Genomic DNA, 22,925 nt, shown 5'->3' on the forward strand with positions numbered 1-22,925 from the left:
GTCCGCCCCATGGAAACCTCGGCGCTCGTCGCGGTTCTCGCGACGATCGTCGCGTGGTGCGTCCTCGCAGGTCGCCTCCAACAGCTGGGGCTCACCGCCCCCATCGTGTTCGTGGCAGGCGGCTGGGTGTTCGCGGACGTACTCGGCCTTCTCGAGCTCGAGGCCGAACCCGAGCTGGTCAAGGTCATCGCGGAGGTCACCCTCGTCTGGGTCCTCTTCGCGGATGCGTCGCGGGTCCGGCTCGCGCAGTTCCGACGCGATCTGAGCACTTACGTCCGGCTGCTCGGTGTCGGTCTGCCGCTGACGATCGCCATCGGCACCGGAGCCGCGATGATCGTGCTCGGCTTCGACCCGTGGGCAGCGCTCCTGGTCGGCGCCGCGCTCGCGCCGACGGATGCTGCCCTCGGTGCACCCGTCATGTCGAACCCTCATGTGCCCGCGAAGGTGCGAAGCGTTCTGAACGTGGAGAGCGGGCTCAACGACGGGATCGCCACTCCGATCGTGCTGGTGGCGATCGCCGGGGTCGCGGTCGAGGAGGGGGTGCTCGGTGTCGAGAGCCCCGGCGGCGCGGTCGTCTCCCTGCTGGTCGGCCTGATCGCGGGCATCGTCGTCGGCAGCGTGGGCGGCGTGGTCACCAGGCGCGCACGCAAGCGCGGCTGGCTGTCCGAGGAGCTCGGCGGCCCGGCCGTGCTCGCACTGGCCCTGTTGGCGTACGCCGTAGCACTCGTCACGGATGGGAACGGGTTCGTCGCCGCCTTCGTGGGTGGCCTGGTCTTCGGCACCGTTGCCGGACGAAGCGGGGAGAAGGAGGTCTACTTCGTCGACCAGTCCAGCGACATGGCCTCGATGATCAGCTGGCTGATCTTCGGTGCACTGGCGATTCCGGTCATCCAGGACGCGTGGAGCTGGACGATGCTGGGCTACGCCGTGCTCAGCCTCACCGTCGTCCGCATGCTGCCGGTCGTCCTGGCACTGCTCGGCGCGGGGCTCGACCGCTACAGCGTGGTGTTCGTCGGCTGGTTCGGCCCGCGCGGCCTGGCCTCGGTCATCTTCGCGTTGATCGCGCTGGAGGATCTCCATGTCGCGGGTGAGGACGTGGTCGCGGTCATCTCGCTCACCGTCCTGCTCAGCGTGATGGCGCACGGGTTCAGCGCCGTACCCGCGGCGAACCGGTTCGCCGCGCAAGGACCGCCTGCGGATGGCTAGGAGCCGAGGAGCCCGATCGAGATGACCTGCCGGACCGCATCACTTCGCGATGTGACGCCCAGCTTCCGGTAGATCGAGGCGACCTGCGAGCTGACGGTGTTGCGGGAGACGAACAGTCGCTCGCCGATCTCGGCGATGGTGAGGTGGGTCTGGAGATAGGGCAGAAGGCGCAGCTCGGCCGGACTCAGGGGCGGCCTGCCAGCGGTGACACGTTCTGAGGAGTTGATCCTGGCGCGCAGCCTCGCGACCTGGTCGACCAGCACCCCGAGCTCCGGTCGGCGCTGCAGCACGTCGTCGATCTCGCGCAGCAGGTGCCGGGCGGACGTCTGATCGCCGCGTGCCCAGAACACCCTGGCCAGCTGGAGGCGACTGCGCACGGCCAGGTGCGGCAGCACGTACGTGCAGGACGGACGCGCGCGCATGGCCCGAGTCAGCTGCCGGTCGACCTCACCGAGATTCCCGTCGTGCAACCCGAGCCGGGCAGCGGCCGCGAACGCGAGGACGCTCATCGCGTAGTCGTACATCCGGTGCTTCTCGACGACGGCGAGGGCGGCGGCGACCCGCTCCGCCGCCTCGTCCCATCGTCCGCGTTCCATCGCCAACAGCGCGAGCTCGGCCTGAGCGTTGACGATGGTGTCGGTGTTGCCGAGCTCGGCTCCGGCGGTGGAGCTCTCGGCGAACAGGGCGGCGGCCCGTTCGACGTTCCCCAGGAGCAGCTGCGCCTCGGCGGCGTCGGCCAGGGCCGTGTCGCGCCACGGGCTCCACGGCGGTTCGTGGACCATGGCGAGGTCGGCATCACGCATCATCGCCGCAGGTCCCGCCGGGCACATGGCGGCCCGCAGCATGGCGCGCGCCGACTCGAACGATGCGGTGCCGTCCATCGGCACCCAGTCGTACTCCGCAGCCTCTGCCACCGCAGCCCAGCGCTGCGCCCCGAGGGGGTCGCCTCCGAGGACGTCCATCCAGGCGGCCAGTACGGCCAACGGCGGGTGCTCCTCGATGGCCGAGTCACCGAGCACGGACAGCCACCGCCTCACGGTCGACATCTGCCCGGCGCTGTAGGTCGGCAGCACCAGCTGCGTCGCGATCTGGACGCAGCGGTCCCGCTCCGACGTGTTCAGCAGGTGCTCGAGGGCCATCGCCGAGGACTCGTTGGCCTCGAACCAGTCGGCGGCCCGCAGGTGCAGCTTCGCGACGACCTCGGGCTCGACCCGACGCAGCTCTCCGAGCAGGAACTCGCGATACAGCGGGTGATAGCGGTACCACTCCCGCCGCCGGTCGAGCGGGAGCAGGAACGAGTTGGATCCCTCGAGCGCGAGAAGCCGGTCCTGACCGTCGGTGTCCCCCGACAGCGCATCGCACAGCGAGCCACAGAGCCGGTCGAGCACTGCGGTACGCCGCAGGAACCGTTGCGTCGCCTCGTCCTGATGGCTCAGCGACTCCCGGTAGAGGTAGTCGGCCACGTAGCGGTCGTCGCCGGAGATGCTCGACACGTCCTGTCTCGTGTCCCGAGCGATCATCGCCGCCAGGTGCAGGCCGGCCGCCCAACCCTCCGTCCGTTCGGTCACCACCATCGCCTGGTCACGGGTGAGCGGCACCTGTGCCGCGGTGAAGATCTGCTCGGCACCCGTCACATCCAGCGCCAGGTCGGGTCCCAGCACGTCGAGGACGGCGCCGGAGGCGCGCAGCCGAGCCAGGTGGGGCTGCTCGACGCGGCTCGCCGACACCAGCTGGGAGCCGGCCGGGACACCGGCGATGACCACGCTCAGCACATCGTGGCAGGCCGAGGAGTGCAGCTCATGCAGGTCATCCACCATCAGCACGAAGGGTTCCGGGCTTCGGCTGAGGGCGGCGGCCAGGTGCGGCGCGGCGCGCCCCAACGGCGAGACGCCCAGACCGCTCACGTCGGCGACCACGCCCTGCTGATCCGGCACGGCCCGCGCGTACGCCGAGGCGAGCAGCACGAGGAGTGCGCTGGAGTCGTCGTCCAGGCGGTCGAGCGACACCCAACCGACCGGGCGGTCCTCGGCCTCTGCCCACTGCGCCAAGAGTGTGGACTTGCCGTAGCCGGCGGGCGCGGTGATCCCGACCGACGGCGCGCCGCTGTTCCGGGCCGCCTCGATCAGAGGGGCCCTGCTCACCAGTCTGGGCGGCAGCTCGGGGACCGAGAGCTTGACGTCCAGCAGAACGTCGTCGAGCCCAGCGGCCGTTCGCGCGGCTTCACCAGCGTCTTCCACGCTTCGCACGCTAGAGATCCGGGCAGCACGACGTCTCATCCCTGACGGATGAGTTGTGGGCAGAGCCGGCGCACTCTACGGCCACCGTGTCATTCCTGACGCCCTCACGTTTCACACAATGAGAGTGATTCGCCCACGGGTCCGGACGACCAGATTGAGATCGTCCGTTCACCTCACGACCCGACATCGAGTCCCTCGCGGTCGGCGGCAATCCAAGGAGCGTCCCGTCATGACCGAACAGACCCCATTGAACGATGAGACCACCTGGAAGGCGCAGGAACCGCCACCCAGCACTTGGGCGACCGGCTTCATCTTGTTCGCCGGCGTGATGATGATCATGGCCGGCAGCTTCCAGGCCTTCTCCGGCCTCGTCGCCCTCTTCGAGAACGAGTTCTACGTCACGACTCCCAACTACCTGCTCCAGCTCGACGCCACCAGCTGGGGCTGGATCCACCTGATCCTGGGACTGCTTGTGGTGTTCGCGGGCTTCGCTGTGCTCAACGGCATGGTCTGGGGTCGCGTCATCGGCGTCACCCTGGCCGTGCTGAGTGCCTGCGCCAACTTCGCGTTCATCCCCTACTCGCCGTTCTGGTCGATGCTGATCATCGCTGTCGACATCTTCGTCATCTGGGCGCTGACGGCGCACGGGCGCGACATCACCCGCTGACGGGACCTGGGTTCGCCCGCTCCGGGTGATGTCTCGGACGGACCCGCCGGACAGCCTGGGGACCGGCCTCGTTCGAAGACGGGACCTGCCGAGAGGACCACCACCATGTCGAACGACTCGCCCATCACCCGCGAACTCCGAGAACCCACCGACGACCCGGTCGCCACCACCTCCGACCGACCCTCACGAGGACGCTCGATCGCGGCGGTGATCTGCCTGGTGCTGGCCGGGTTGTTGACCACGCCGGCGGCGGTGGCCTACTGGGGGCAGCGCACCTTGAACGACGCCGAGCGGTACGTCGAGACCGTCGGCCCCCTCGTGGAGTCTCCCGAGGTGCAGGACGTGATCGCGACCCGGGTCACCGCGGCGATCCAGCAGCAGGTCGACGTCGAGGCGATCCTCAACACCGCGTTCGCCGGCGTGATCGAGGACAGACCGCGCCTGGAGCAGCTCGTGGCGCCTCTTGCCGCGGCCATCAACGGTCTGGTGGAGCGCGAGGTACGCGCGTTCATCGCCTCCGACGAGTTCGCCGACATCTGGGTCCTGGTCAACACCAGAGCCCAGCAGACCCTCCAGCGCATCCTGAACGGCGACGACACCGGGGCCGTGTCGCTCCAGGGCGACGAGGTCGTGCTCGACATCGACGAGGTCATCGAACGGGTCAAGGAACGACTCGTCGCCCGGGGTCTGACCATCGTCGAGAACGTGCCCATCCCCGAGACCGACCGTCAGATCGTGCTGATGGACGCACCCCAGCTCCGGCAGGTACGCACGATCTACGCGTTCTCGAACCCGGTCGCCCAGTGGCTCCTTCCCGTGGTCGGGGTCCTGTTCCTGGCCGCCTTGGTGCTGGCCCGCCGCCGGCCTCGGATGGCGGTGTGGATCGGAGCGGTCATCGCCGCCAACGCCCTGGTGCTGGCATGGGCGCTGTCCATCGGGCGGCAGATGTTCGTCAACGCGCTCGCCGGCACCGATTTCGGGCCGGCGAGCAGGGTCTTCTTCGACACCCTGCTGACCTACCTCGACCGCGGCCAGCAGGTGGTCCTGTGGCTCGGTCTGGTGATCGTGCTCGCCGGCTGGTTCGCCGGCTCCAACAGGTACGGCACCACCGCACGTACGACCATCGGCGGGGGTCTCGAGAGCGTCGGCGCTCGTCTGGGGGACGGCCCCGTCGGTGGAGCCGGCAGCTGGGTCGCCGCCAACGTGACCTGGCTGCGCGTCGCCGTGGTGGCGCTGGGTGGCGTGGTCCTCCTCTGGGGCAACGACGTCACGATGGACCGACTCTGGTGGTCCCTGGCTCTGGTGCTCGCCCTGCTGGTCGTTCTCCAGATCCTGGCCGGAGCCGGCCGACCCAGGGAGGCATCCGCCTCCCTGGGCTCCAGCCCGGCGACCTAGAGCAGGTGGTGACCTCGGTCGGTCACCCGTTGCCCCACGCCCGCTCGATGACGTCGATCACCTTGGGCCGCAGGTCGCTGGCCGCGATGACCTCGTCGACCGAGCCGACCTCGACGGCGCGGTGGATGTCGTGCACGTCGTCGAACTCGGCCGCGACCTCGGCGATCTTGTCCGCCCGCAGCTGGGCGCGGAGCTCGGCCAGCTCGACGACGAGCTCGCCGCGCTCCCCGTCCTCGGCGTGGTCGATGCGCTCCTCGAGCGCGGCGACCCGAGGGTCGGCCGCCGCCCGCTTGGAGACCTCCGCAGCGAACACGACGGCCGCCGCAGGTGCACCACCGAGGACCGAGGCGTACGAACCCTCGATGGCAAGCACGGTCATCGACGGGTTCAGGTGCTTGGAGAACACCACGAACGCACCCCCGTGGTAGCGGGAGATGACGCAGAAGACGATCGGCCCCTGGAAGTTGACGACCGCGCGGCCGATCTCGGCGCCGTACTCGAGCTGCAGGTTGCGCATCGACTCCGGGGAGCCGTCGAAGCCGGACAGGTTGGCGAGCACCACCAGCGGCCGGTTGCCCGACGCCGCGTTGATCGCACGCGCGACCTTCTTCGATGACCGCGGGAACAGGGTGCCCGCGGTGTAGGTGTCCGGACCGTCGGTGGGAGGGAAGCCGGCGCGCGGCACCGGCTTGGACTCGATGCCGACCAGGCTGACCGGGTAGCCGCCGATCCGGGTGTCGACGACCACGGCGGTGTCGGCATCGGCCATGCCGGCCCACCGCTCGAGCATCTCGTGGTCGGCGTCGGCCAACGCCCGCATCACCGTGCGGATGTCGAAGGGTCGCTTGCGGTCGGGGTTGTGCTCGGCCGAGAAGATCTCGCCGACGCATGCGAAGTCACCCGCGTGGGGGAACGACGACACGTCGCGGTCGACCGGGTCGGAGGTCGGCGCGCGGCGCGGCCCGGTCTCGCCGGGAACCACGTAGCTGTGCTCGTAGTGCGCCATGAGCACCCGGAAGGCACCGGCCAGGTCGGGCACCCAGTACTGCGCCTGCCCGTTCGGGCCCATGACCCGGTCGTAGCCGCCGATACCGTGGTTGTCCTCGGCGGAGACACCGCCGGAGAAGTCGAGCGACTGCTTGCCGGTCAGCACCATCGCGCTGTCCGGGGTCATCACCAAGATGCCCTTGGTGTGCATCAGCATCGTCGCTTCGGCGTTCCAGTACGGCTGGGCACCGACGTTGATCCCGGCGACGACGATGTTGATCTCGCCGCCGTCCTGGGTGAACTGGACGATCCGGCGCAGCGCGGCCGCGACCCAGTCCATGTTCTCGGTGCCGCTCTCCATCGAGATCCGCGCACCAGCCGACACCGCGAACCACTCGACCGGGATCTTCATCCGCTCGGCGAGGTCGATGGCCGCGATCACCCGGGCACACTCGGGCTCCGAGAGCGCACCGAGGGACTTGAGCGGGTCACCGCAGAGCACGACTCTGCTGATGCCCTCGGGGTAGAGCGGGCTCGGGGTGGTCACGACGGCGACGATGATGCCGGCGCTGTTGAGCCCGGGAGCACGATCGACGGGTACGAGTACGCCGTCGGCGTCGAGGTCGTGCTCGACCACCGTGCCGCTCCCGGCCAGGGCGCGCTGGAGCTCGTAGGGGTAGACGAGACCGCGGCGTCGGGCGCGCAGCACCTTGGCGGCGTACTCGTCCATCGGGGCGAGCGGCTCGGTGGGCGGTTCGATGACGTCGGCCACGACGCCCGCGCCCGGCTTGGCGTGGAAGCGGATGGCCAGCGGGGTCGGGTCGCCGCCGTCCCGACCGGCCACCCGGCCCTGCGCGAGCACCTCCTCGATCCCGGCGCCCTCGCTGAGCGGGGTGATCTTGCTCTGGAGCGCGGTGATCTGGTCGAGATCCGCCTCGACGACCGGCCACACCGTCACCCACACGTGGTTCACGTCGAGCTTGGTGCCCTCGCGGCCTCGGGCGGTGCGTACGCGGCGGATCGCCTCGAGGCAGTTCTCCACGGCACGCTCGACGTGCGGCAGCGCGATCACGCGGCCCTCGTCGTCGCGGACCACGGCGAGCTGGCGGGCCTGGGCGGCCGCCACGAGCCGACGGTCGGCCGGGTTGGCCCGGGCGACGCACTCGTAGAGCAGCACATCGTCGGGCGCGGCGAGCCTGGTGACGTCGAACTCGCTGAGCCGCCACAGGTTGAGCCTGCGACCGACCATCGGGTGCATGCCCCGGACCAGGCTGTCCTCGACCAGCTCGGCGGTCGGGGTCTGCGGGGCGCCGTCCGCGTGGTGGCGGTAGGTGAAGTAGTCGATCGGCTGCGGCGCGGCATGGCACACCGCGACCGAGACGCGACGGGCGCGGCGGGCGAACTCGTGGCCGGCGAGCATCTTGGCGAGCTCGGCCGAGGCGAGGTCCGGATCGGTCGGCGCATCCGTCCAGCGCAGGTAGATCTCGACGACGTCATCGTGGTCGGAACTCAGCGCCGAGGTGATGGCGGCACCGAGCTCGCCGTCGGGGCTGGCGAGCTCGGTCACGTCGCCGATGGTGGACACCACGCGGGTCGCGCCCTTGTCGTCCGTGGCGTACTCGGCGTGCACGAGCGGGCGTCCGTCGCCGTTGCCGGTGCCGGTGACGGTCAGGTCGTGCAGGTGGTAGTCGCGGTAGTGGCGCCGGATCAGCACCTCCAACAGCGGCTCGCTCTCGGGGAGTCCCTCGATCAGCCGGTCACGGAGGAAGCCGACCAGCGGCTCGGGGACGGCCGCCAGTGCGTCGACGCGGGCGGCCCGGTCGGGGGCGTTCGGGTCGGTGAGGGCGGCGACCTCGGCCGGCACACCCTCCAGCACCGCGCGGCGCTCGTCATCGACCAGCGGCTGGTCGAACCAGCCGAACCGTACGGAGCGGGCCAGGTCGCCGACCACGGCGAACCGGAGCTGCGTGGCGCGCACCATCCGCTCGAGCAGCGCGCGGACCTCGGCGGCGTCCTCCGTCGCCGGGGGCGGGTCGCCGAGCCAGCGCTGCAGCACCCCGATCGCGACGTCGACGTCGGAGGGATGCTGCTGGGCGAGGAAGATGCGGAACACCGCGCGCTCGAGCTCCGGCGTACGTTCGAGGTCGGTGACGCCGTGGTGCGCGAGCACCCGCAGCAGCTTGTCGCGGAAGTGGTCCGGGAGCGCGCCCCGGTCGGGGTCGAGGCTGCGCAGGTAGGTGTGGAAGTACTCCCGCGAGCTGTGCACACGCAGCTCGGTGGACGGCTCGTCACCGGCCGGGCGGTTGCGGCTGAGCTCGGCGAAGTCGGCGAACAGGGCCAGCAGGTCCATCTCGACGCGCAGGGTCTCCGCGGGCGCGCGGGTGGAGCGAGAGGCCAGATGGGCGGCGAGCAGCGCCGGACGCTGATCATCCTCGACGTCGTAGCCGAGCAGCAGACTGCTCAGGTCGTCCAGGGCACCGTTGCTGCGGCCGGGCTCGGTGGTGGGCTCGGGCAGATCGAGGTCGGCCAGGGTGGCGGTGGTCGCCTCGCCCTCGGCCTCGCCGGTCGGCTCCAGGCGCAGCAGCGGCGCCGCGGTCTCGACCTGGCTCCCGACCCGGACCAGGAGCTCCTTGACCCGGCCGGTGAACGGCGCGGTCAGCGCGGTCTCCATCTTCATCGACTCGAGCACCAGCACGGGGTGCCCGGCTGCCACCTCGTCGCCGACGGCGAGCGGGGTGGACACGACCAGCGCCGGCGCGGGGGCGCGGACCATACCGCCCTCGTCGCGGCTGACCCGGTGCATCACGTCGTCGACCTCGACCAGATGGACGGGGCCGTGGGTGGCGGTGACCAGCCGGTAGCGGTGGCCGTCCACGGTGAGCCGGCCGTGCACCTCGTCGATCCGGTCGAGGGTGGCGGTGAGGGTGCGTCGCTCGCCGCCGGCCGTGATGGTGACCTGGTAGCGGGCGGGTCCGGACTGCCGAACGGTCAGGGCGTACGTCGCCCCGCGCAGCTTCAGCTCGATGGTGCGGGCTGGGTCGTGCTGGATCTGGGGGCGGCCGCCCTGGGCGGTCTGGAGCATGCGGGCGATCTCGCCGCGCTCGGCCTCGTCGTACCCCTCGATCGCGGCAGCGACGAGCGCGACGCCGGCGTGCCGGGCCGCTTGGAGCCGTCCCTCACCGCGCACCCGGTCGATCCATCCGGTGTCGGCCCAGGACGGGCTGCCGGTGGTGACCTCGGGCTGGTCGAGGAGATCGAGGATGAAGCTCTTGTTGGTCGCGCCGCCGTCGATGATGACGGTGGTCTCCCCCATCGCCCGGCGCAGTCGCGCCAGCGCCTGCTCACGGTCGGCGCCCCAGGCGATCACCTTGGCGATCATCGAGTCGAAGTCGGCCGGGATGGTGTCGCCCTCGGCCACGCCGGTGTCGACGCGGATGCCGGGGCCGGCGGGGAACTCGAGGCGGCTGATCCGCCCCGGAGCGGGCGCGAAGTCGCGGTCCGGGTCCTCGGCGTTGAGCCGGGCCTCGACCGCGTGGCCGCGCTCGAGCGGCCGGTCGCCGGCGAGCGGTACGCCGGAGGCGACCTGGATCTGCAGCGCGACCAGGTCGGTGCCGGTCACGGCCTCGGTGATGGGGTGCTCGACCTGGAGGCGGGTGTTGACCTCGAGGAAGGCGAACGTCTTCTCGCCCGGGTGGTAGAGGAACTCGACGGTGCCGGCTCCGGCGTAGCCCACCGCCGTGGCGAGCCGCTCGGCGGACGCCTTGAGCTCGGCGGACTGGTCCTCGGTCAGCAGCGGGGAGGACGACTCCTCGATGACCTTCTGGTTGCGCCGCTGCACGGAGCAGTCGCGTACGCCGATCGCCCAGGCGGTGCCCTGACCGTCGGCGATGACCTGGACCTCGACGTGGCGGGCGTCGGTGACCAGCTTCTCGAGGAACACGACGCCGCTGCCGAAGGCCCGCTCCGCCTCGTCCCGGGTGCGCTGGTACGCCTCGGCGAGCTCGGCACCGGAGGTGACCTTCCGGATGCCGCGACCGCCGCCACCGGCGGTGGCCTTGAGCATGAGCGGGTAGCCGATCTCCTCGGCGCTCGAGAGCGCCTCCTCCAGCGTGTTCACGCCCCCGCGGCTCCACGGAGCGACCGGGACGCCGACCTCCTCGGCGATCAGCTTCGAGCCGATCTTGTCGCCCAGCTTCCGCATGGCCTCGGCGCTGGGGCCGATGAAGGTGACGCCCAGCCGGTCGCACAGCTCGGCGAAGGCGGGGTCCTCGGCCACGAAGCCCCAGCCGACCCAGGCGGCGTCGGCCCGGGAGGCGACGAGCGCCCGCTCAAGGACGGCGAGGTCGAGGTACGGGCGATCCGCGGCGGCGCCGAGCAAGTAGGCCTCGTCGGCCTCGCGTACGAACGCCGACCCGGCGTCGACGTCGGTGTGCAGCGCGATGGTGCGGATCGTCCCTTCGGACGTATCCCGCGCGTTGAGGTCGCGGACAGCATGGATCAGACGCATCGCGGCTTCACCGCGGTTGACGATGGCAATTCGAGAGACCTGTGGCACGGTGCAGACCCTTTCATCTGCCGCCGCTCCTGTGACCGCTCAACTCCGACAGGCTTCGCCGGGATTCCTTGTGGGTCCTTCCCAAGCGAGACGGGTCGACCGGCGTCCCTACAGCGTTCGGCGGGCGCCGTTGACCTTCTGCCGAAGCCAGGCGGGGATGCGATCCTCGTCACGTGGGAAGGTCTCGAGGTCGAGGGCGTACAGCCCAGGGTGCGCGGGCCATCGCCAGACGGGCTCGTCCTCGTAGTTGAACGCGACGTTCGTCGTGGGCGCCTCGCCGCCCTCGCACGCGATGGTCCAGCGCGCGGAGAACCAGGCCCCCTTGCCGGGCTCGTACATCACCCGCCGGAGCTCATCGGTCAGGGCGAGGATCGTGTCGGGTGGCCGGGCGTGCGCGAAGCTGCCGTCCGGGCGATGGACGTCGATGCGGCCGGTGAAGAACATGGACAGGTTGCGGTGGTTGAAGACCAACGTGGACCAGTCGCCCTCTACCTCGTCAGCGAGGTGGAGGGCGATCTCGTCGATGAGCTGTTCCTGTCTGACCACAGGAGGAACGGTCATGCCCCTCAACCTACTACCGCTGTCGACACCATTTCGAAACTCCGTTTCGCAGAGCAGGAACGGATGTGTTGTTTCTGACACGCGACGGAACCGTGAGTTCCTCGTGACGCGGTGAACGCGGAGCGCCGTCCACGGCTAGGTTGAGCAGGTGACTCGGAATCCGCGACAGTCCCTGGATCGCTCGGTGCTGCGGCTGGGCGCCCGCGTGCGGGAGCTGCGCAAGGGGCAGGGGATGACGCTGGTCCAGCTCGCCGAGGCGACCGACCTGTCGCACCCGTTCCTGAGCCAGATCGAGCGGGGGATGGCGCGGCCCTCGATGTCCTCGCTGTTCCGGATCGCCGAGACGCTGGGCACGACCCAGCAGGCGCTGCTCGCGGACAGCGTCGAGAGCGCCTCCGCCGGCCCCGTGACGGTCGTACGCCGCTCCGACCCCGGCACCGCGGAGGCGTCCAACGGCATGGTGCAGGCGCTGGTCGCCGGGGCCGACCACGCGTTCATCCCGATGGAGTTCGCCGGGGACGAGCCGACCTGGGACCGCTACTGGCAGCACGAGGAGGACGAGTTCGTCTACGTGGTCGGCGGGACGCTCCGGATCGACCTGGACGGCGAGGAGCAGGTCATGGAGACCGCCGACTCGGTCTACATCCCCGGAGGCGTACGGCACCGGTGGGCCAGCGCCGACGGCGAGCTCTTCCGGCTGCTGGTGGTCAAGGAGCAGCTCAGGCGCTGAGCCGCCCCAGATCCGCGACGATCTCGCGCTCGTCGGCGGTGGTGAGCACCCCGTCGCGGACGACGACCCGGCCGGCCACGACCACGTGCCGGGGACGCCGTCCGGGCGAGGCCCACAGCAGGCCGGCGACCGGGTCGTGGACGCCGGCGTCGGCGACCCCGGAGACGTCCCAGACGCACAGGTCCTGGTCCTCCCCCAGCCTCGGTCGGCCGAGGCCGGCCGCCGAGCCGGTGGTCGCCATCGCGAGCGCCTCGGCGGCCGCCAGCGGAGGACCCACCAGCGGTGCCACCTGCATGGCGAGACGGGCGTCGGCGAGCAGGTGACCGGCGTCGTTGCTGCCGCCACCGCTGGTGCCGAGCCCGACCGCGATCCCCGCCTCGCGGAGCGCGGCGACCGGCGCGATCCCCCACCCCATCGGCAGGTCGCAGCCGGGCGCATGGGTGGCACTCACCCCGGCCGCGCTCAGCCTCCGGATCTCGTCCGGCGTCACGTCGCACAGATGGGCCAGGGTCACGTCGGGCGCGAGCCAGCCCCACTCCTCCAGCAGGTCGATCGGGCGGCGGCCGTAGCGCTCGGCCGCGATCGCGACGTCGACCTGCTCGTTGGCCTGGGTACGCCGCCGCAGCCCGCGCCGGGCAGCCACCTCCCCCATCAGCCGGAAGGTCGGCTCCGGATCGGAGTGCACCCCGGCCGGCCCGACCGCGACCTGCAGCATGCCGTCGGCGCTCACCCCGCCGGGTGCGTCCCCCACCAGCGCCTCCGCGATCAGGTCGGCGCTGTGCGCCGCGGTCTCGGGGTCGTCCCGGGCGGCACCGCGGACGAGGACCAGGCGGGCGCCCAGCTCGGCCGCCGCTCGCGCGGTCCCCTGCGCCAACGGCACCGTCTCCTCCGGGGTCAGGGAGCCCGGCCAGGTCAGGTGATGGTCGGCCACGGTCGTCACCCCGCAGAGCAGCGACTCGGCGAGCCCGGCCCGGGCGGTGGCGTAGGTGAGCTCGGCATCGACCCCGACGCGGTCGTAGGCCGCCGCCATCGTGGGCAGCCAGGTCGCCATCGGGACGCCGCGCGTCCCCGGCAGCGTGCGGAACGCGGTCTGCAGCAGGTGATGGTGGGCGTTGACCAGGCCCGGCGTGACCAGGCAGCCCGAGGCGTCGAGCGTGTCGTCGGGCCCCTCGATCGAGAGGTCGCCCGTGGCTGCCCCGGTGATCCGCAGCGTCATGCCGACGGCGTGAAGCGGGAGGCCTCCACGATGACCTCGGCCAGCGTGGCGACCCCGGCCTCGAAGCGGAGCTTGCCGTCCTCGGCGGTGGCGGTGGTCGGGTCGCCGAGGTAGCCGTCGGTGCCGAAGTCGTCGGAGAGCCAGCCGAAGGAGACCGGCTTGCCGAAGCCGATGTGCGTATAGCCCGCGAGGTGCGCGGGCACCTTCCGCTCCCCGCGCTCCTGGTGCACGAGCTCGGGCCGCAGGTGGAGCATCATCGAGGTCTCGCCGTGGCCGCCGTGGATGCCGAGGCCGAGCTCGTCCTCCCGCGAGGAGCGTCCTCCCTGGTCGGGTGGCACCGAGAGGTGCGCGAAGAAGGTCGCCAGCCCGAACTGCTTGCGGAGCTCACGGCTGGCGACCTGCCCGAGCGCAGAGTTGCCGCCGTGGCCGTTGACGAACAGCAGCCGGGTGATCCCGGAGGTGCTGAGCGAGCGGCCGATGTCGACCAGCACCCGCATCAGGGTGTCCCAGGAGAGCCAGATGGTGCCGGGCGACCAGGAGTGCTCGTCGGACTTCGTGTAGGCCAGCGGCTCGAGCAGCACCACGGACGCGCTGCCCGCCTCGGCCACGGCCGCCACCGCTGCCGAGGCCGCCTCGGCAGCGATCACGTAGTCCGTCGAGACCGGCAGGTGGGGACCGTGCTGCTCGATCGCGCCGAGACCGAGCACCGCGACGGTGTCCTCGGGCAGAGCGGCGATCTCGGGGGCGGTGAGGTCGGCGAAACGGGGCATCAGCGGACTCCGATGTTGATGCGGGTGTCGACCAGCGCGTGGTCGGTGAGCTTGCCCTGGTTGAGCAGCCCCTTGGGGTCGCGCTCGCGCGCGACCGCGGTAACGAGCTCGACGTTGCGGTCGACGTACCACTGGTGGGGCGAGTGCACGCCGACCCCGATCTCGTCGAACCGCGGGATGCCGGCGAGGACCTGCTCCTCGGAGACGTACTCGGCGACCACCATCGCCAGCGGGGCGGTCCCCATCAGCTCCAGGTGCAGCCAGACGGGGCCGTCGTAGACCTTCCGCACCCGGTCGGCGTCGTTCCAGTAGAGCTCGCCGCCGGTCTCCATGTGGAACCAGCTCCGGTCACGGTGGGCGCGCTGGAGGAAGTAGACCGGATGGTTGTAGGACATCCCGGAGAGCAGATCGGTCGCGGCGTAGTCCTCCAGACGAGCCCGTACGCTGCCTCCGGCCACCATCACGAGCGACTCGATCTCGGCGACCGTGGAGGCCTCCGCGATCACCCGCAGGCTGTGCTGGGACGGGTCGAGCTCGACGTTGGTGGTCAGGGTCGGGACCAGCGCCGGCTCGTCGCCCGAGGCCAGCCTCGGCAGCACCGGCAGGTCGAGCAGGCGGCGGTGCACGGACACCATCGCGTCCCAGCTGTCGAAGGCGGCGTAGACCGCCACCCAGTCCCGTGCGGGATCGGTGCGGACGACCACCGAGGTCACCACGCCGGTCACGCCGTAGGCGTGGATGTAGGGCAGCGTCTCCTCGCCGGTCACCGTGAACAGGCGTCCGCTGCCGTCCATCGGGGCCACCGTCAGCTCGGTGACGAAGCCGTCGGAGGTGGTGCCGTGCTCGATGGTCCCGGTGCCGGCGCTGCCGCCGCCGATGAAGCCGCCGATCGTGGAGCCCTTGGTGGAGGGGAAGATCCACAGGTCGCGCCCCGCCGCCCGGGCGACCTTGTCGATGCGGGTCATCCGGGCACCGGCCCCGGCGCGTAGGTTGCCGTCGGCCAGCACCTCGATCGAGTCCAGGCCGCGCAGGTCGAGGATGATCCCGCCGGTGAACGGTGTCGCCTGGCCGTAGTTGCCGGTCCCGGCGCCACGCGGGACGACCGGCACGTCGTGCTCGTAGGCCACGGCCAGCACGTCGGCGACCTCCTGCTCGGTGCGCGGCCGGACGATGGCGTCGGCGACGTACCTGCCGCTCGGCACCTTCTCCTGGAGCACCGGCGACATCCGGGACCAGTCCGAGGAGAGCTTGACCAGAGCGGCCGGGTCGGTCTCGACCCGGTCCACGCCGAGGCGGTCGGCGACCAGGGCGGTCACCTGGGACGTACGCTGCGAGATGGTCATCGACATCACTTCATCGAGATCGAGTCGTCGATGAACCGGTTGTCGTAGAGCGACTCCGGGTCGATGTCGTCGGACGTGATCGTGCCGGCCTGCTTCATGATCGGCGCGAACGTCTCGACGATCCCCTTCATCCGCTCGCCGTCGATCTGGCCGAAGACTCCGGACTTCGGGTCGTCGTGGACCAGGTCGAGGTCGGTCATCGTCTTGGCGGCGTACGCGGCGACGCCCTCGCTGTAGGTCCAGCCGGTCTGATAGCGCTCGACGATGTCGACGATGATCCCGTTGGCCCAGTCCGGGTCGGCCAGGTAGTCGATCTCGGCCTGCTGCATCACCGGGACGAGCTTCTCCAGGCAGTCCGCCTCCTTCTGGACGTCCTCGGCGCGCACCGCGATCGGCTCGGGGTAGATGGTGTAGCCGACCTCGGCGAGCAGCTGGTAGCCGATCGGCTTGGCCCAGCTGCTGATCTCGTTCTCGTAGATGTAGGGCTCGGCGGTGGCGAACCCCTGCTGCAGGATCGTGGGCTCGGTGACGAAGCGCTGCGGGGTGCCCTCGTAGGAGAGGTCGGACTGCTTCTTCTCGATCATCCCCTGCGACTCGAGCAGCGCCGGGATGACGTCGCCGGCGGTGACGACCGGGTCGCCGTCGCCGGCGGCCTCGGCGATGGTCTTCGCGTCGTCCTGACTCTTCGGGTCCCACATCAGGATCTGGGGTGAGACGGTGAGCTGTGAGGCCAGCGCGACGGTCGGCTGCTTCTCCGCGGCCGCGATCGCGGCGTCGGTGTTGACCGCTCCGATGAGGATGTCCTTGTCGAGGTACATCGTCGCGGGGACGGGCTGGAAGCCGGTCGCCGGCCCACCCGAGCGGACCTCGATCTTCACGCCCGTGTCGACGCCCCCGGAGACGAGCGGCCCGGTGACGGTCTTCTTGTCGGTGTCGACGGTGTAGCCCTCGCCGATCAGGCTGTACATGCCGCCGTGCTCGGCCTCGGGCTGCCAGTCCTGCTGCATCACGACGGTCGCGGGACAGACGTCGGAGAGGTCCTTCGCGCTGCCCTTCTCCGCCTTCGTCACCTCGCCTGCGGTGGCGGTGTTGGCGGAGCCGGCGTCGCTCCCGCAGCCGGCCAGTGCGAACGGGGCCATCGTCGAGAGTGCCACGAGGGTGGCGGCGCGCAGGGGTATGTGTCGGTTCATGCTGTGTCCCTTGTCTATGGGTAGAGCTTGGGGGATGGAGTGAGATCAGCGCTCGCCGTACCACTTGCCGATGACGGCGCGGTCGAGAGCGGCGAAGGCCGAGAAGACGACGACACCGAAGAGGGCGGTGAGGATGATCGCCAGGAAGAGCGGCTCCATGCTGAGCCGGAGCGTGTAGACGCGGAGCAGGCCACCGATGCCGGGGCTGCCCTGCTGGAAGTAGAAGTCGCCGACGATCACGCCGATGACCGAGAGCCCGGCGGCGTTGCGCAGGCCGGTGAAGATCGCGGGCATCGCGGCGGGCAGCTGCAGCTTGAGCAGCCGCTGCAGCCGCGTCGCCCGGTTGAGGGTGAAGAGGTCGTGCGCCGGCGCCGTCGCCGACTGCAGGCCGAAGAGGGTGTTGGCGATCATCGGGAAGACCGCGATGATCACGCAGACCACGATCCGGGCCGCGATGCCGTAGCCCATCCAGATCCCGATCAGCGGGGTCAGCGCCAGGATCGGGACCGTCTGCAGGATGACGGCATAGGGGTAGAGCACCTTCTCCAGCAGCCGGGTCTGCGCCATCACCATCGCCCAGGCCATCCCGATGACCACCGCGATCGCCAGACCGGCCAGTGCGACCATGACCGACTGCCACAGCGCGGCGAGCATCGGCTGCATGATCTCCGGCCGGCCCAGCGTCTCGCCGAAGACCTGGTGCGGCGGCGGCAGGAGGAACCGCTTGTCCTCACCGAGGACGAGGTACGTCACGGCGTACCACACGGCCGCCAGGCCGGCGAGCGCCGCGATCATCGGCAGGACCTTGGCGATGATGCTGCGGAGCACCGGGGACGTACGTCTGGTGGGCGGCTCGGCAGGCGCGGCCTCGGTCACGGGCTCGACGTCCGGCTCGACGATCAGCTCGGTGCTCAGCTCGGTGCTCATGCGTGCTCCTCCAGTGCCTCGGAGACCTGGCCGACCAGGTGGGCGAAGTCGGACTCGAAACGCAGCTCGGGTGGGCGTGGGAACTCCCAGGGCACCGGGATCTCCGCGACGATCCGGCCCGGCCGGCCGCTCATCACGACGACGCGGGTCGAGAGGTAGACGGCCTCGGCCACCGAATGGGTGATGAAGAGGCCGGCGAAGCCCAGCAGCTTGAAGAGTCGCTGCAGCTCGGTCTGCATCGCCAGCCGGGTGATCTCGTCGAGCGCGCCGAACGGCTCGTCGAAGAGAGCGAGGTCGGGCTCGGCGACCAGGGCCCGGGCGATCGAGACCCGCATCCGCATGCCTCCGGAGAGCTGGCGCGGATGCTGCTTCTCGAAGCCGGTGAGGCCGACCAGGTCGAGGGCCTCCTGCGCCGCTCGGCGGCGCTGTTCCTTGGGGAGCCCGCTCAGCTCGCCGATCAGCTCGACGTTCTTCCGGGCGCTGCGCCACTCCAGCAGGGTGGGGTCCTGGAAGACGTAGCTGGTGGTGTCGGCGTCGACGTCGACCCGGCCGACGGTGGCGTCCTCCAGTCCCGAGGCCAGCCGGAGCAGGGTGGACTTGCCGCAGCCGGACGGGCCGACGACGGAGACGAACTCTCCGGCGTCGACGCTGAGGTCGACCCCGGTCAGCGCCGTGGTACCGGTCGGGAATCGCTTCGTCACCCCCGAGAGGGCGAGCGTGGCGGTGGTGGTCGTCGTGTTCATGTCACCTCGGCATGGGTTCGAGATCGAGGACGGTGCTGACGCGGGTGTCGGCGAGCACGCGGCCGCCATGGACGACGACGCGGGCGGTCTGCGCTCCGGCGACGACGTCGTCGAGAGGTACGTCGGGAACGAGAATGAAATCGGCCCGGCTGCCGGGTCCCGTGCCCGCGTCCGGCAGCCCGAGCACGGTGCGGGTGCTCGTCGTGACCGCGGCGAGGGCCTCGGCCGGCCGGAGATGACCGGCGGCGACCAGGAGCGAGGTGGTCTCGAACGGGTCGGCCCGGCCGACCGGGTTGAAGGGGTCGCGCAGGTTGTCGGCACCGGCGGCGACCGGCACCCCCGCCTCGAGCAGCGCCCGGACCGCGGTGAGACCGCGGCACCGCACCGTCCGCGTCGCGGCCCTGCAGGTAGAGGTTGGTGATCGGGAGCGTCACGATGCCGATCCCCGCCTTCGCCACCAGGTCCACGACGGGAGCTCGGCGGTCGTGGTCGAGCATGCCGAGACGTACGCAGTGGGAGGCGGTCACCCGCTGCGACAGTCCGCGGGCGATGACCTGCTCGGCGAGATCGGCCAGGTCGAGGTGGCCGGTGGTGGTCTGCTCGTCGGTGTGCAGGTCGACGGCGAGACCGGAGCGCTCGGCGTGGTCGAGGATGCGGCTGGTCTCCTTGGCGGGCTCGTCGGCCAGGTGCGGACACCCGCCGAGGACGTCGATCCCGCGCCCGATCGCGTCCTCGATCACCGCATCCGGGACGTCCTGGCCGGCGAGCAGGCAGACCTGGAGGGTGACCGTTCCGCTGAGCTCCTCGCGCAGGCCGAGCAGCGCATCGACCCCGCGCAGCGGGTCGCCCGCGAGGAGGGCGTCGGCGTGCGTACGGATCGTGGTGATGCCGTTCGCGACATAGCGGCGGACCGCGCGCCGGGCGCGGTCGGCGAAGTCGTCGGAGGTGAGCGCGGGAACGAGCGAGCGCCACTGCTCGATGGCGGTCACCAGGTCGTTCCCGGCCTGCGGGCCCGGCTCGATCTGCTCCGCGCTCAGCGCCTTGTCGAGGTGCGCGTGCGGCTCGCCGGCGGCGGGGATCAGCCGCCAGCCCGTGGCATCTGTCCCGGGACCGCCCTCGACCGGCCGGACGACGTTGATCTCGCCGTCCGCGAGGTCGAGATCGGCGAAGGTGCCGTCGAGGAGACGTACGCCGCGCAGAGCGGTCAGCTCCACGCCGGCCAGCTGCGCCGGGCCGTCCACCGGACCGATCTGTCCCGCACTTCGTGCCACGGCCATCGACACCCCTTCCGGCTCAAATGTTGATGAGATGAACATTTTCGAGCGTAGGGAGCGGTTATTTCGGCGGCGTAACCGTTTCGGTCCTCCTCGATGAAACCAGCGATGGCGGTCGTCCGGTCAAGCACGGGCGACGGACGATCAACGCGGGCGCGCGGATCGCGGCGACGATCGAAGGGTGACAACGACTTCGCCTGAAACGACCCCGTCCACGACCACCTCCCAGGGCCGAGCGGCGCCGGTGGTCGCCCTCGCCGCCGGGATCGCGATCCTGGTCTCGAGCGAGTTCCTGCCCGCGGGCGTACTGCCCACGATGGCGCGCGACCTCGGGATCAGCGAGGGGACGGCCGGGCTCGCGGTAGCGGCGACCGCGATCGCCGGGGCCGCGACCGCACCGACCATCGCCATGCTCCTCCCCCGGATGGACCGGCGTACGTTGCTGGTCGGCCTGCTCATCGCCGCGGCCGTCGCCAATCTGGCCGTCGCGATCTCCCCCGGTTTCATCGTCCTGCTCCTCGGCAGGCTCGTGCTGGGTGCGGCGATCGCCGGCTACTGGTCCTTCGCGTTCGCCGTCGGGACGTACGCCTCGCCGGGCCGCGACCACGTCATCTCGACCTCGATCGCGCTGGGCGTCACGGTGGCCACGATCGTCGGCCTGCCGCTGGGCTCGCTGCTCGCCGACGGCCCCGGGTGGCGCTGGGGGTTCGCGGCCGCGGCGGTGCTGAGCCTGGTCTCCGCCGCCGCGCTGGCCCGGGCGCTGCCGTCGGTGCCGGCCCACCCGTCGGCCGGGCTGACCATGATGCGTCAGGCCCTCCGCAACCCGCGGCTGGTCGCCGGTGTGCTCCTGGTGGTCGTGGTGGTGCTCGGCAACTTCGTGGCGTACCCGTTCATCCGGATCGCGATCTCGGAGACCTCGCCGGGCGACGGCATGTGGATGCTGGCGCTGTGGGGTGTCGGCGGGCTCTTCGGCAACCTCGCGGCCGGGCGGTTCGCCGACCGGCTGCGGGTCGTCGTCACCGTCGCGCCGCTCCTTCTCGCGGGCGGGCTGGTGCTGACGTTCCTCGCCGAGAGCACGCCGGTCATGGCGGTGGCCATGATCGTGTGGGGCTTCGGGTTCAACCTGGTGCCGGTCGGCACGCAGCTGTGGGTCACCCGCGTCGAGCCCGAGCGCACCGAGTCGGCGCTGGCGCTCCAGGTCACCGCGTTCCAGGTCTCGATCGCCCTCGGGGCGGCGCTAGGAGGCGCGGTCCTCGATGAGTACGGCGTCGGCCGGGTGCTCCTCATCGGCGCGGTCGGTGCGGTGATCGCCGCGGTGGGGTTCGCGGCGGTTCGCGTCCCGCGTGGTTGAGCCGTCCCGCCACGCCTGCGGCCCGGTCCCGTGGACCGTGGTGAAGGCGCGGCTGAACGCCGCGCCCGACCCGTAGCCCACGGCGTACGCCACCTGCTCGACCGGACGGTCACCGCCGGCCAGCAGGTGGCGGGCCGCGCGCATCCGCACGTCCCGCAGCGCTTCGCTCGGGCTCTGCCCCAGGCTGCGCCGGAACCGCTCCCCCAGCGCCGACCTCGACAGGTGCACGGACTCCGCCATCGCCTCGACGGACCAGGCCCGTGCCGGATCCGCGATCAGCGCGGAGAGCACCTGCGCCACCGTCGGGTCGAGCACGGACGCGGGACCGTCGGTGCCGCGCCCGGTGTCCTCGAGCCAGGAGGCCGTCATCGCGGCGCCGAGCAGGGACGCGTAGCCCGACGCGAACAGCGCCGACGGCCGGCACGGTCCCGCCAGCGGGCAGCGTCGCACCAGCTCGGCCACGCCGCCGTGCCTGCCGACGAAGTCACGCACGACCAGCGGGTTGGCGAGCGGGTACGCCACCGCGACCGCCCGCAGATCGGCCCTGGTCACCGCGGCCCCGTCATGGGTCGCCACCCGGTGCCTGACCTGGCCCCCGACCAGAGCCGCATCCCCGACGCGCAGCAGGTGCGACTGCCCGGCGGCGGTCAGCACGACCGTGCCGTCGTCGACGAGCAACCAGGTGGCGGAGCGTACGTCCTCACCGGCGGAGCCGGCGGCCAGCTCCTCCTGGTAGGCGAGCGTCATCTCCCACGACGGACGGTCCTCGTTCACATCAGCCCCAGCGTGCGACCGCCGCCCGGCTATTCCCGGGGCCGTCGCCGCCACCTCATCCGTGCAGAGCGCGATACGCCGACAAGGCGCCGGGATGGAGAGGGATCCGTCCGGTCTGGATCATCGTGGCGGGCTCCAGGTACTGCAGCCCTCGGACGAAGTCCGGGATCAGCAGGTCCGCACGGCTGACCATCACATCGACGATCTCCCGCGCCACTCCGTGCGGCAGGTCGCGGCGCGCCAGCAGCAGATTGGGGACGCCGATCGTCGTGCCGCCCGAGGGAGGACCGTAGTCGACCGGTGGCACCTTCCGCGTCGAGTAGCGGTAGCCGGACTGTCGCGACATCGGCGCGGCGAGCGCCCCGAGGTCGATCATCCGGAGCGGCCGCTCGCGTCCCGCCTTGCTGATCGTGGGGGTCGGGATCCCGCCGGACCAGAACACGGCATCGACGTCGTCCTCGAGCAGCCGGTCCAGACCGGCAGCCAGCCCCATGTACCTCACCGTGAGATCGCGGGTCTGCAGACCGGCTGCTCCCAGGAGCACGACAGCGGTCACGGCGGCGCCGGACCCGGCGGCCCCGAGCACGACCCGCCGGCCACGAAGGTCCCCGACCTCGCGGATCGGACTGTCGTCGGTCACGAGGAGCTGCAGATAGTTCTCATAGATACGCGCCAATGCCATCGGACGCGCTTCCTCGGGCATGTCGGCGACGATCTGGTCGAGGCCGTCCTCGAGCGCGAGCCCGAGCGCGGCCTCGCCGTCTCCGAGGAGACGTACGTTGTCGAGGCTTCCCTCCGTCGACAGGACCGTCGGTTCCAGCCCGGGGCTCACGGCACGCAACTGTTCGGCGAGCAGGCCCGCGAAGACCGCATAGGTCCCGTACTCCGTGCCCGCCGCGATCGTGACCGGTGACGTCGCGGTGTCGCCGCATCCCGCCACGGACGCCACGGTCGGCGCGATGGCGGTGGCGGTGACCGTCCGCACCAACGTCCGCCTCG

The 22,925-nt window shown here is 71.1% G+C and carries 17 protein-coding genes; 5 read left to right on the plus strand and 12 right to left on the minus strand.

Features of this window, described 5'->3' with window-relative positions; genetic code table 11:
• Window positions 1-9: 9 nt before the first annotated feature.
• Window positions 10-1,206, plus strand: coding sequence for a cation:proton antiporter domain-containing protein (locus ABTX24_RS06805; protein ID WP_350838341.1), 1,197 nt, complete (start codon window positions 10-12; stop codon window positions 1,204-1,206).
• Here the strand turns inward: ABTX24_RS06805 and ABTX24_RS06810 are convergent.
• The gene (locus tag ABTX24_RS06810) at window positions 1,203-3,443 is read right to left on the minus strand and encodes a winged helix-turn-helix domain-containing protein (protein WP_350838343.1); all 2,241 of its coding nucleotides are present in this window, start codon (window positions 3,441-3,443) and stop codon (window positions 1,203-1,205) included. The two genes, ABTX24_RS06805 and ABTX24_RS06810, sit on opposite strands and share 4 nt — an antisense overlap.
• 229 nt (window positions 3,444-3,672) lie before the next feature.
• Here ABTX24_RS06810 and ABTX24_RS06815 point away from each other — a divergent pair, with 229 nt between their 5' ends.
• Complete coding sequence (locus ABTX24_RS06815; RefSeq protein ID WP_201451106.1) at window positions 3,673-4,110, plus strand: DUF7144 family membrane protein; 438 nt, start codon at window positions 3,673-3,675, stop codon at window positions 4,108-4,110.
• 105 nt (window positions 4,111-4,215) lie between these two features.
• On the plus strand, window positions 4,216-5,505 hold the full coding sequence (locus ABTX24_RS06820) for a hypothetical protein (protein WP_350838345.1): 1,290 nt from the start codon (window positions 4,216-4,218) through the stop codon (window positions 5,503-5,505).
• A gap of 22 nt (window positions 5,506-5,527) precedes the next feature.
• Here the strand turns inward: ABTX24_RS06820 and ABTX24_RS06825 are convergent, their stop codons facing one another.
• Window positions 5,528-11,047, minus strand: a complete 5,520-nt coding sequence (locus ABTX24_RS06825) for an ATP-binding protein (protein WP_350838347.1) — start codon at window positions 11,045-11,047, stop codon at window positions 5,528-5,530.
• 108 nt (window positions 11,048-11,155) lie between these two features.
• Window positions 11,156-11,608, minus strand: a complete 453-nt coding sequence (locus ABTX24_RS06830; protein ID WP_160024949.1) for an agglutinin cell wall attachment protein — start codon at window positions 11,606-11,608, stop codon at window positions 11,156-11,158.
• Window positions 11,609-11,756: 148 nt separating this feature from the next.
• Here ABTX24_RS06830 and ABTX24_RS06835 point away from each other — a divergent pair, with 148 nt between their 5' ends.
• Complete coding sequence (locus ABTX24_RS06835) at window positions 11,757-12,338, plus strand: cupin domain-containing protein (RefSeq protein ID WP_201451107.1); 582 nt, start codon at window positions 11,757-11,759, stop codon at window positions 12,336-12,338.
• Here the strand turns inward: ABTX24_RS06835 and ABTX24_RS06840 are convergent.
• Genes ABTX24_RS06840 through ABTX24_RS29650 form a run of 7 tightly spaced genes read right to left on the minus strand, consistent with a single transcriptional unit; the run spans window position 12,328 to window position 19,804 of the window.
• Window positions 12,328-13,554, minus strand: coding sequence for an amidohydrolase family protein (locus ABTX24_RS06840; protein ID WP_350838350.1), 1,227 nt, complete (start codon window positions 13,552-13,554; stop codon window positions 12,328-12,330). The two genes, ABTX24_RS06835 and ABTX24_RS06840, sit on opposite strands and share 11 nt — an antisense overlap.
• Window positions 13,551-14,324 (minus strand): creatininase family protein, encoded by a 774-nt coding sequence (locus ABTX24_RS06845; RefSeq protein ID WP_350838352.1) that lies wholly within the window; start codon window positions 14,322-14,324, stop codon window positions 13,551-13,553. The genes ABTX24_RS06840 and ABTX24_RS06845 overlap by 4 nt, the downstream gene beginning before the upstream one ends.
• Window positions 14,324-15,667 carry an FAD-binding oxidoreductase gene (locus tag ABTX24_RS06850; protein WP_350838354.1) on the minus strand — a complete coding sequence of 448 codons (1,344 nt, stop codon included), beginning with the start codon at window positions 15,665-15,667 and terminating at the stop codon, window positions 14,324-14,326. The genes ABTX24_RS06845 and ABTX24_RS06850 overlap by 1 nt, the downstream gene beginning before the upstream one ends.
• 5 nt (window positions 15,668-15,672) lie before the next feature.
• On the minus strand, window positions 15,673-16,857 hold the full coding sequence (locus ABTX24_RS06855) for a substrate-binding domain-containing protein (RefSeq protein WP_350838356.1): 1,185 nt from the start codon (window positions 16,855-16,857) through the stop codon (window positions 15,673-15,675).
• A gap of 45 nt (window positions 16,858-16,902) precedes the next feature.
• Window positions 16,903-17,784, minus strand: a complete 882-nt coding sequence (locus tag ABTX24_RS06860) for an ABC transporter permease (protein ID WP_350838358.1) — start codon at window positions 17,782-17,784, stop codon at window positions 16,903-16,905.
• The gene (locus ABTX24_RS06865; protein ID WP_350714400.1) at window positions 17,781-18,527 is read right to left on the minus strand and encodes an ABC transporter ATP-binding protein; all 747 of its coding nucleotides are present in this window, start codon (window positions 18,525-18,527) and stop codon (window positions 17,781-17,783) included. Before ABTX24_RS06865 ends, ABTX24_RS06860 begins: the two co-directional genes overlap by 4 nt.
• The gene (locus tag ABTX24_RS29650; RefSeq protein WP_502891069.1) at window positions 18,524-19,804 is read right to left on the minus strand and encodes an amidohydrolase family protein; all 1,281 of its coding nucleotides are present in this window, start codon (window positions 19,802-19,804) and stop codon (window positions 18,524-18,526) included. The genes ABTX24_RS06865 and ABTX24_RS29650 overlap by 4 nt, the downstream gene beginning before the upstream one ends.
• Window positions 19,805-19,982: 178 nt before the next feature.
• Between ABTX24_RS29650 and ABTX24_RS06880 the strand changes: the two genes are divergently transcribed.
• Window positions 19,983-21,152 carry an MFS transporter gene (locus ABTX24_RS06880; protein WP_350838364.1) on the plus strand — a complete coding sequence of 390 codons (1,170 nt, stop codon included), beginning with the start codon at window positions 19,983-19,985 and terminating at the stop codon, window positions 21,150-21,152.
• Here the strand turns inward: ABTX24_RS06880 and ABTX24_RS06885 are convergent.
• Together ABTX24_RS06885 and ABTX24_RS06890 are read right to left on the minus strand one after the other, a co-directional pair.
• The gene (locus tag ABTX24_RS06885) at window positions 21,039-21,926 is read right to left on the minus strand and encodes a helix-turn-helix domain-containing protein (protein ID WP_350838366.1); all 888 of its coding nucleotides are present in this window, start codon (window positions 21,924-21,926) and stop codon (window positions 21,039-21,041) included. The two genes, ABTX24_RS06880 and ABTX24_RS06885, sit on opposite strands and share 114 nt — an antisense overlap.
• Before the next feature lie 55 nt (window positions 21,927-21,981).
• Entirely contained in the window at window positions 21,982-22,911 is a 930-nt protein-coding gene (locus ABTX24_RS06890; protein ID WP_350838368.1) for a TAXI family TRAP transporter solute-binding subunit, read from the minus strand.
• Window positions 22,912-22,925: the final 14 nt, after the last annotated feature.

The organism is Nocardioides sp. NPDC127514 (assembly GCF_040302125.1).
In the GTDB taxonomy this organism is placed as follows: Bacteria; Actinomycetota; Actinomycetes; order Propionibacteriales; family Nocardioidaceae; genus Nocardioides.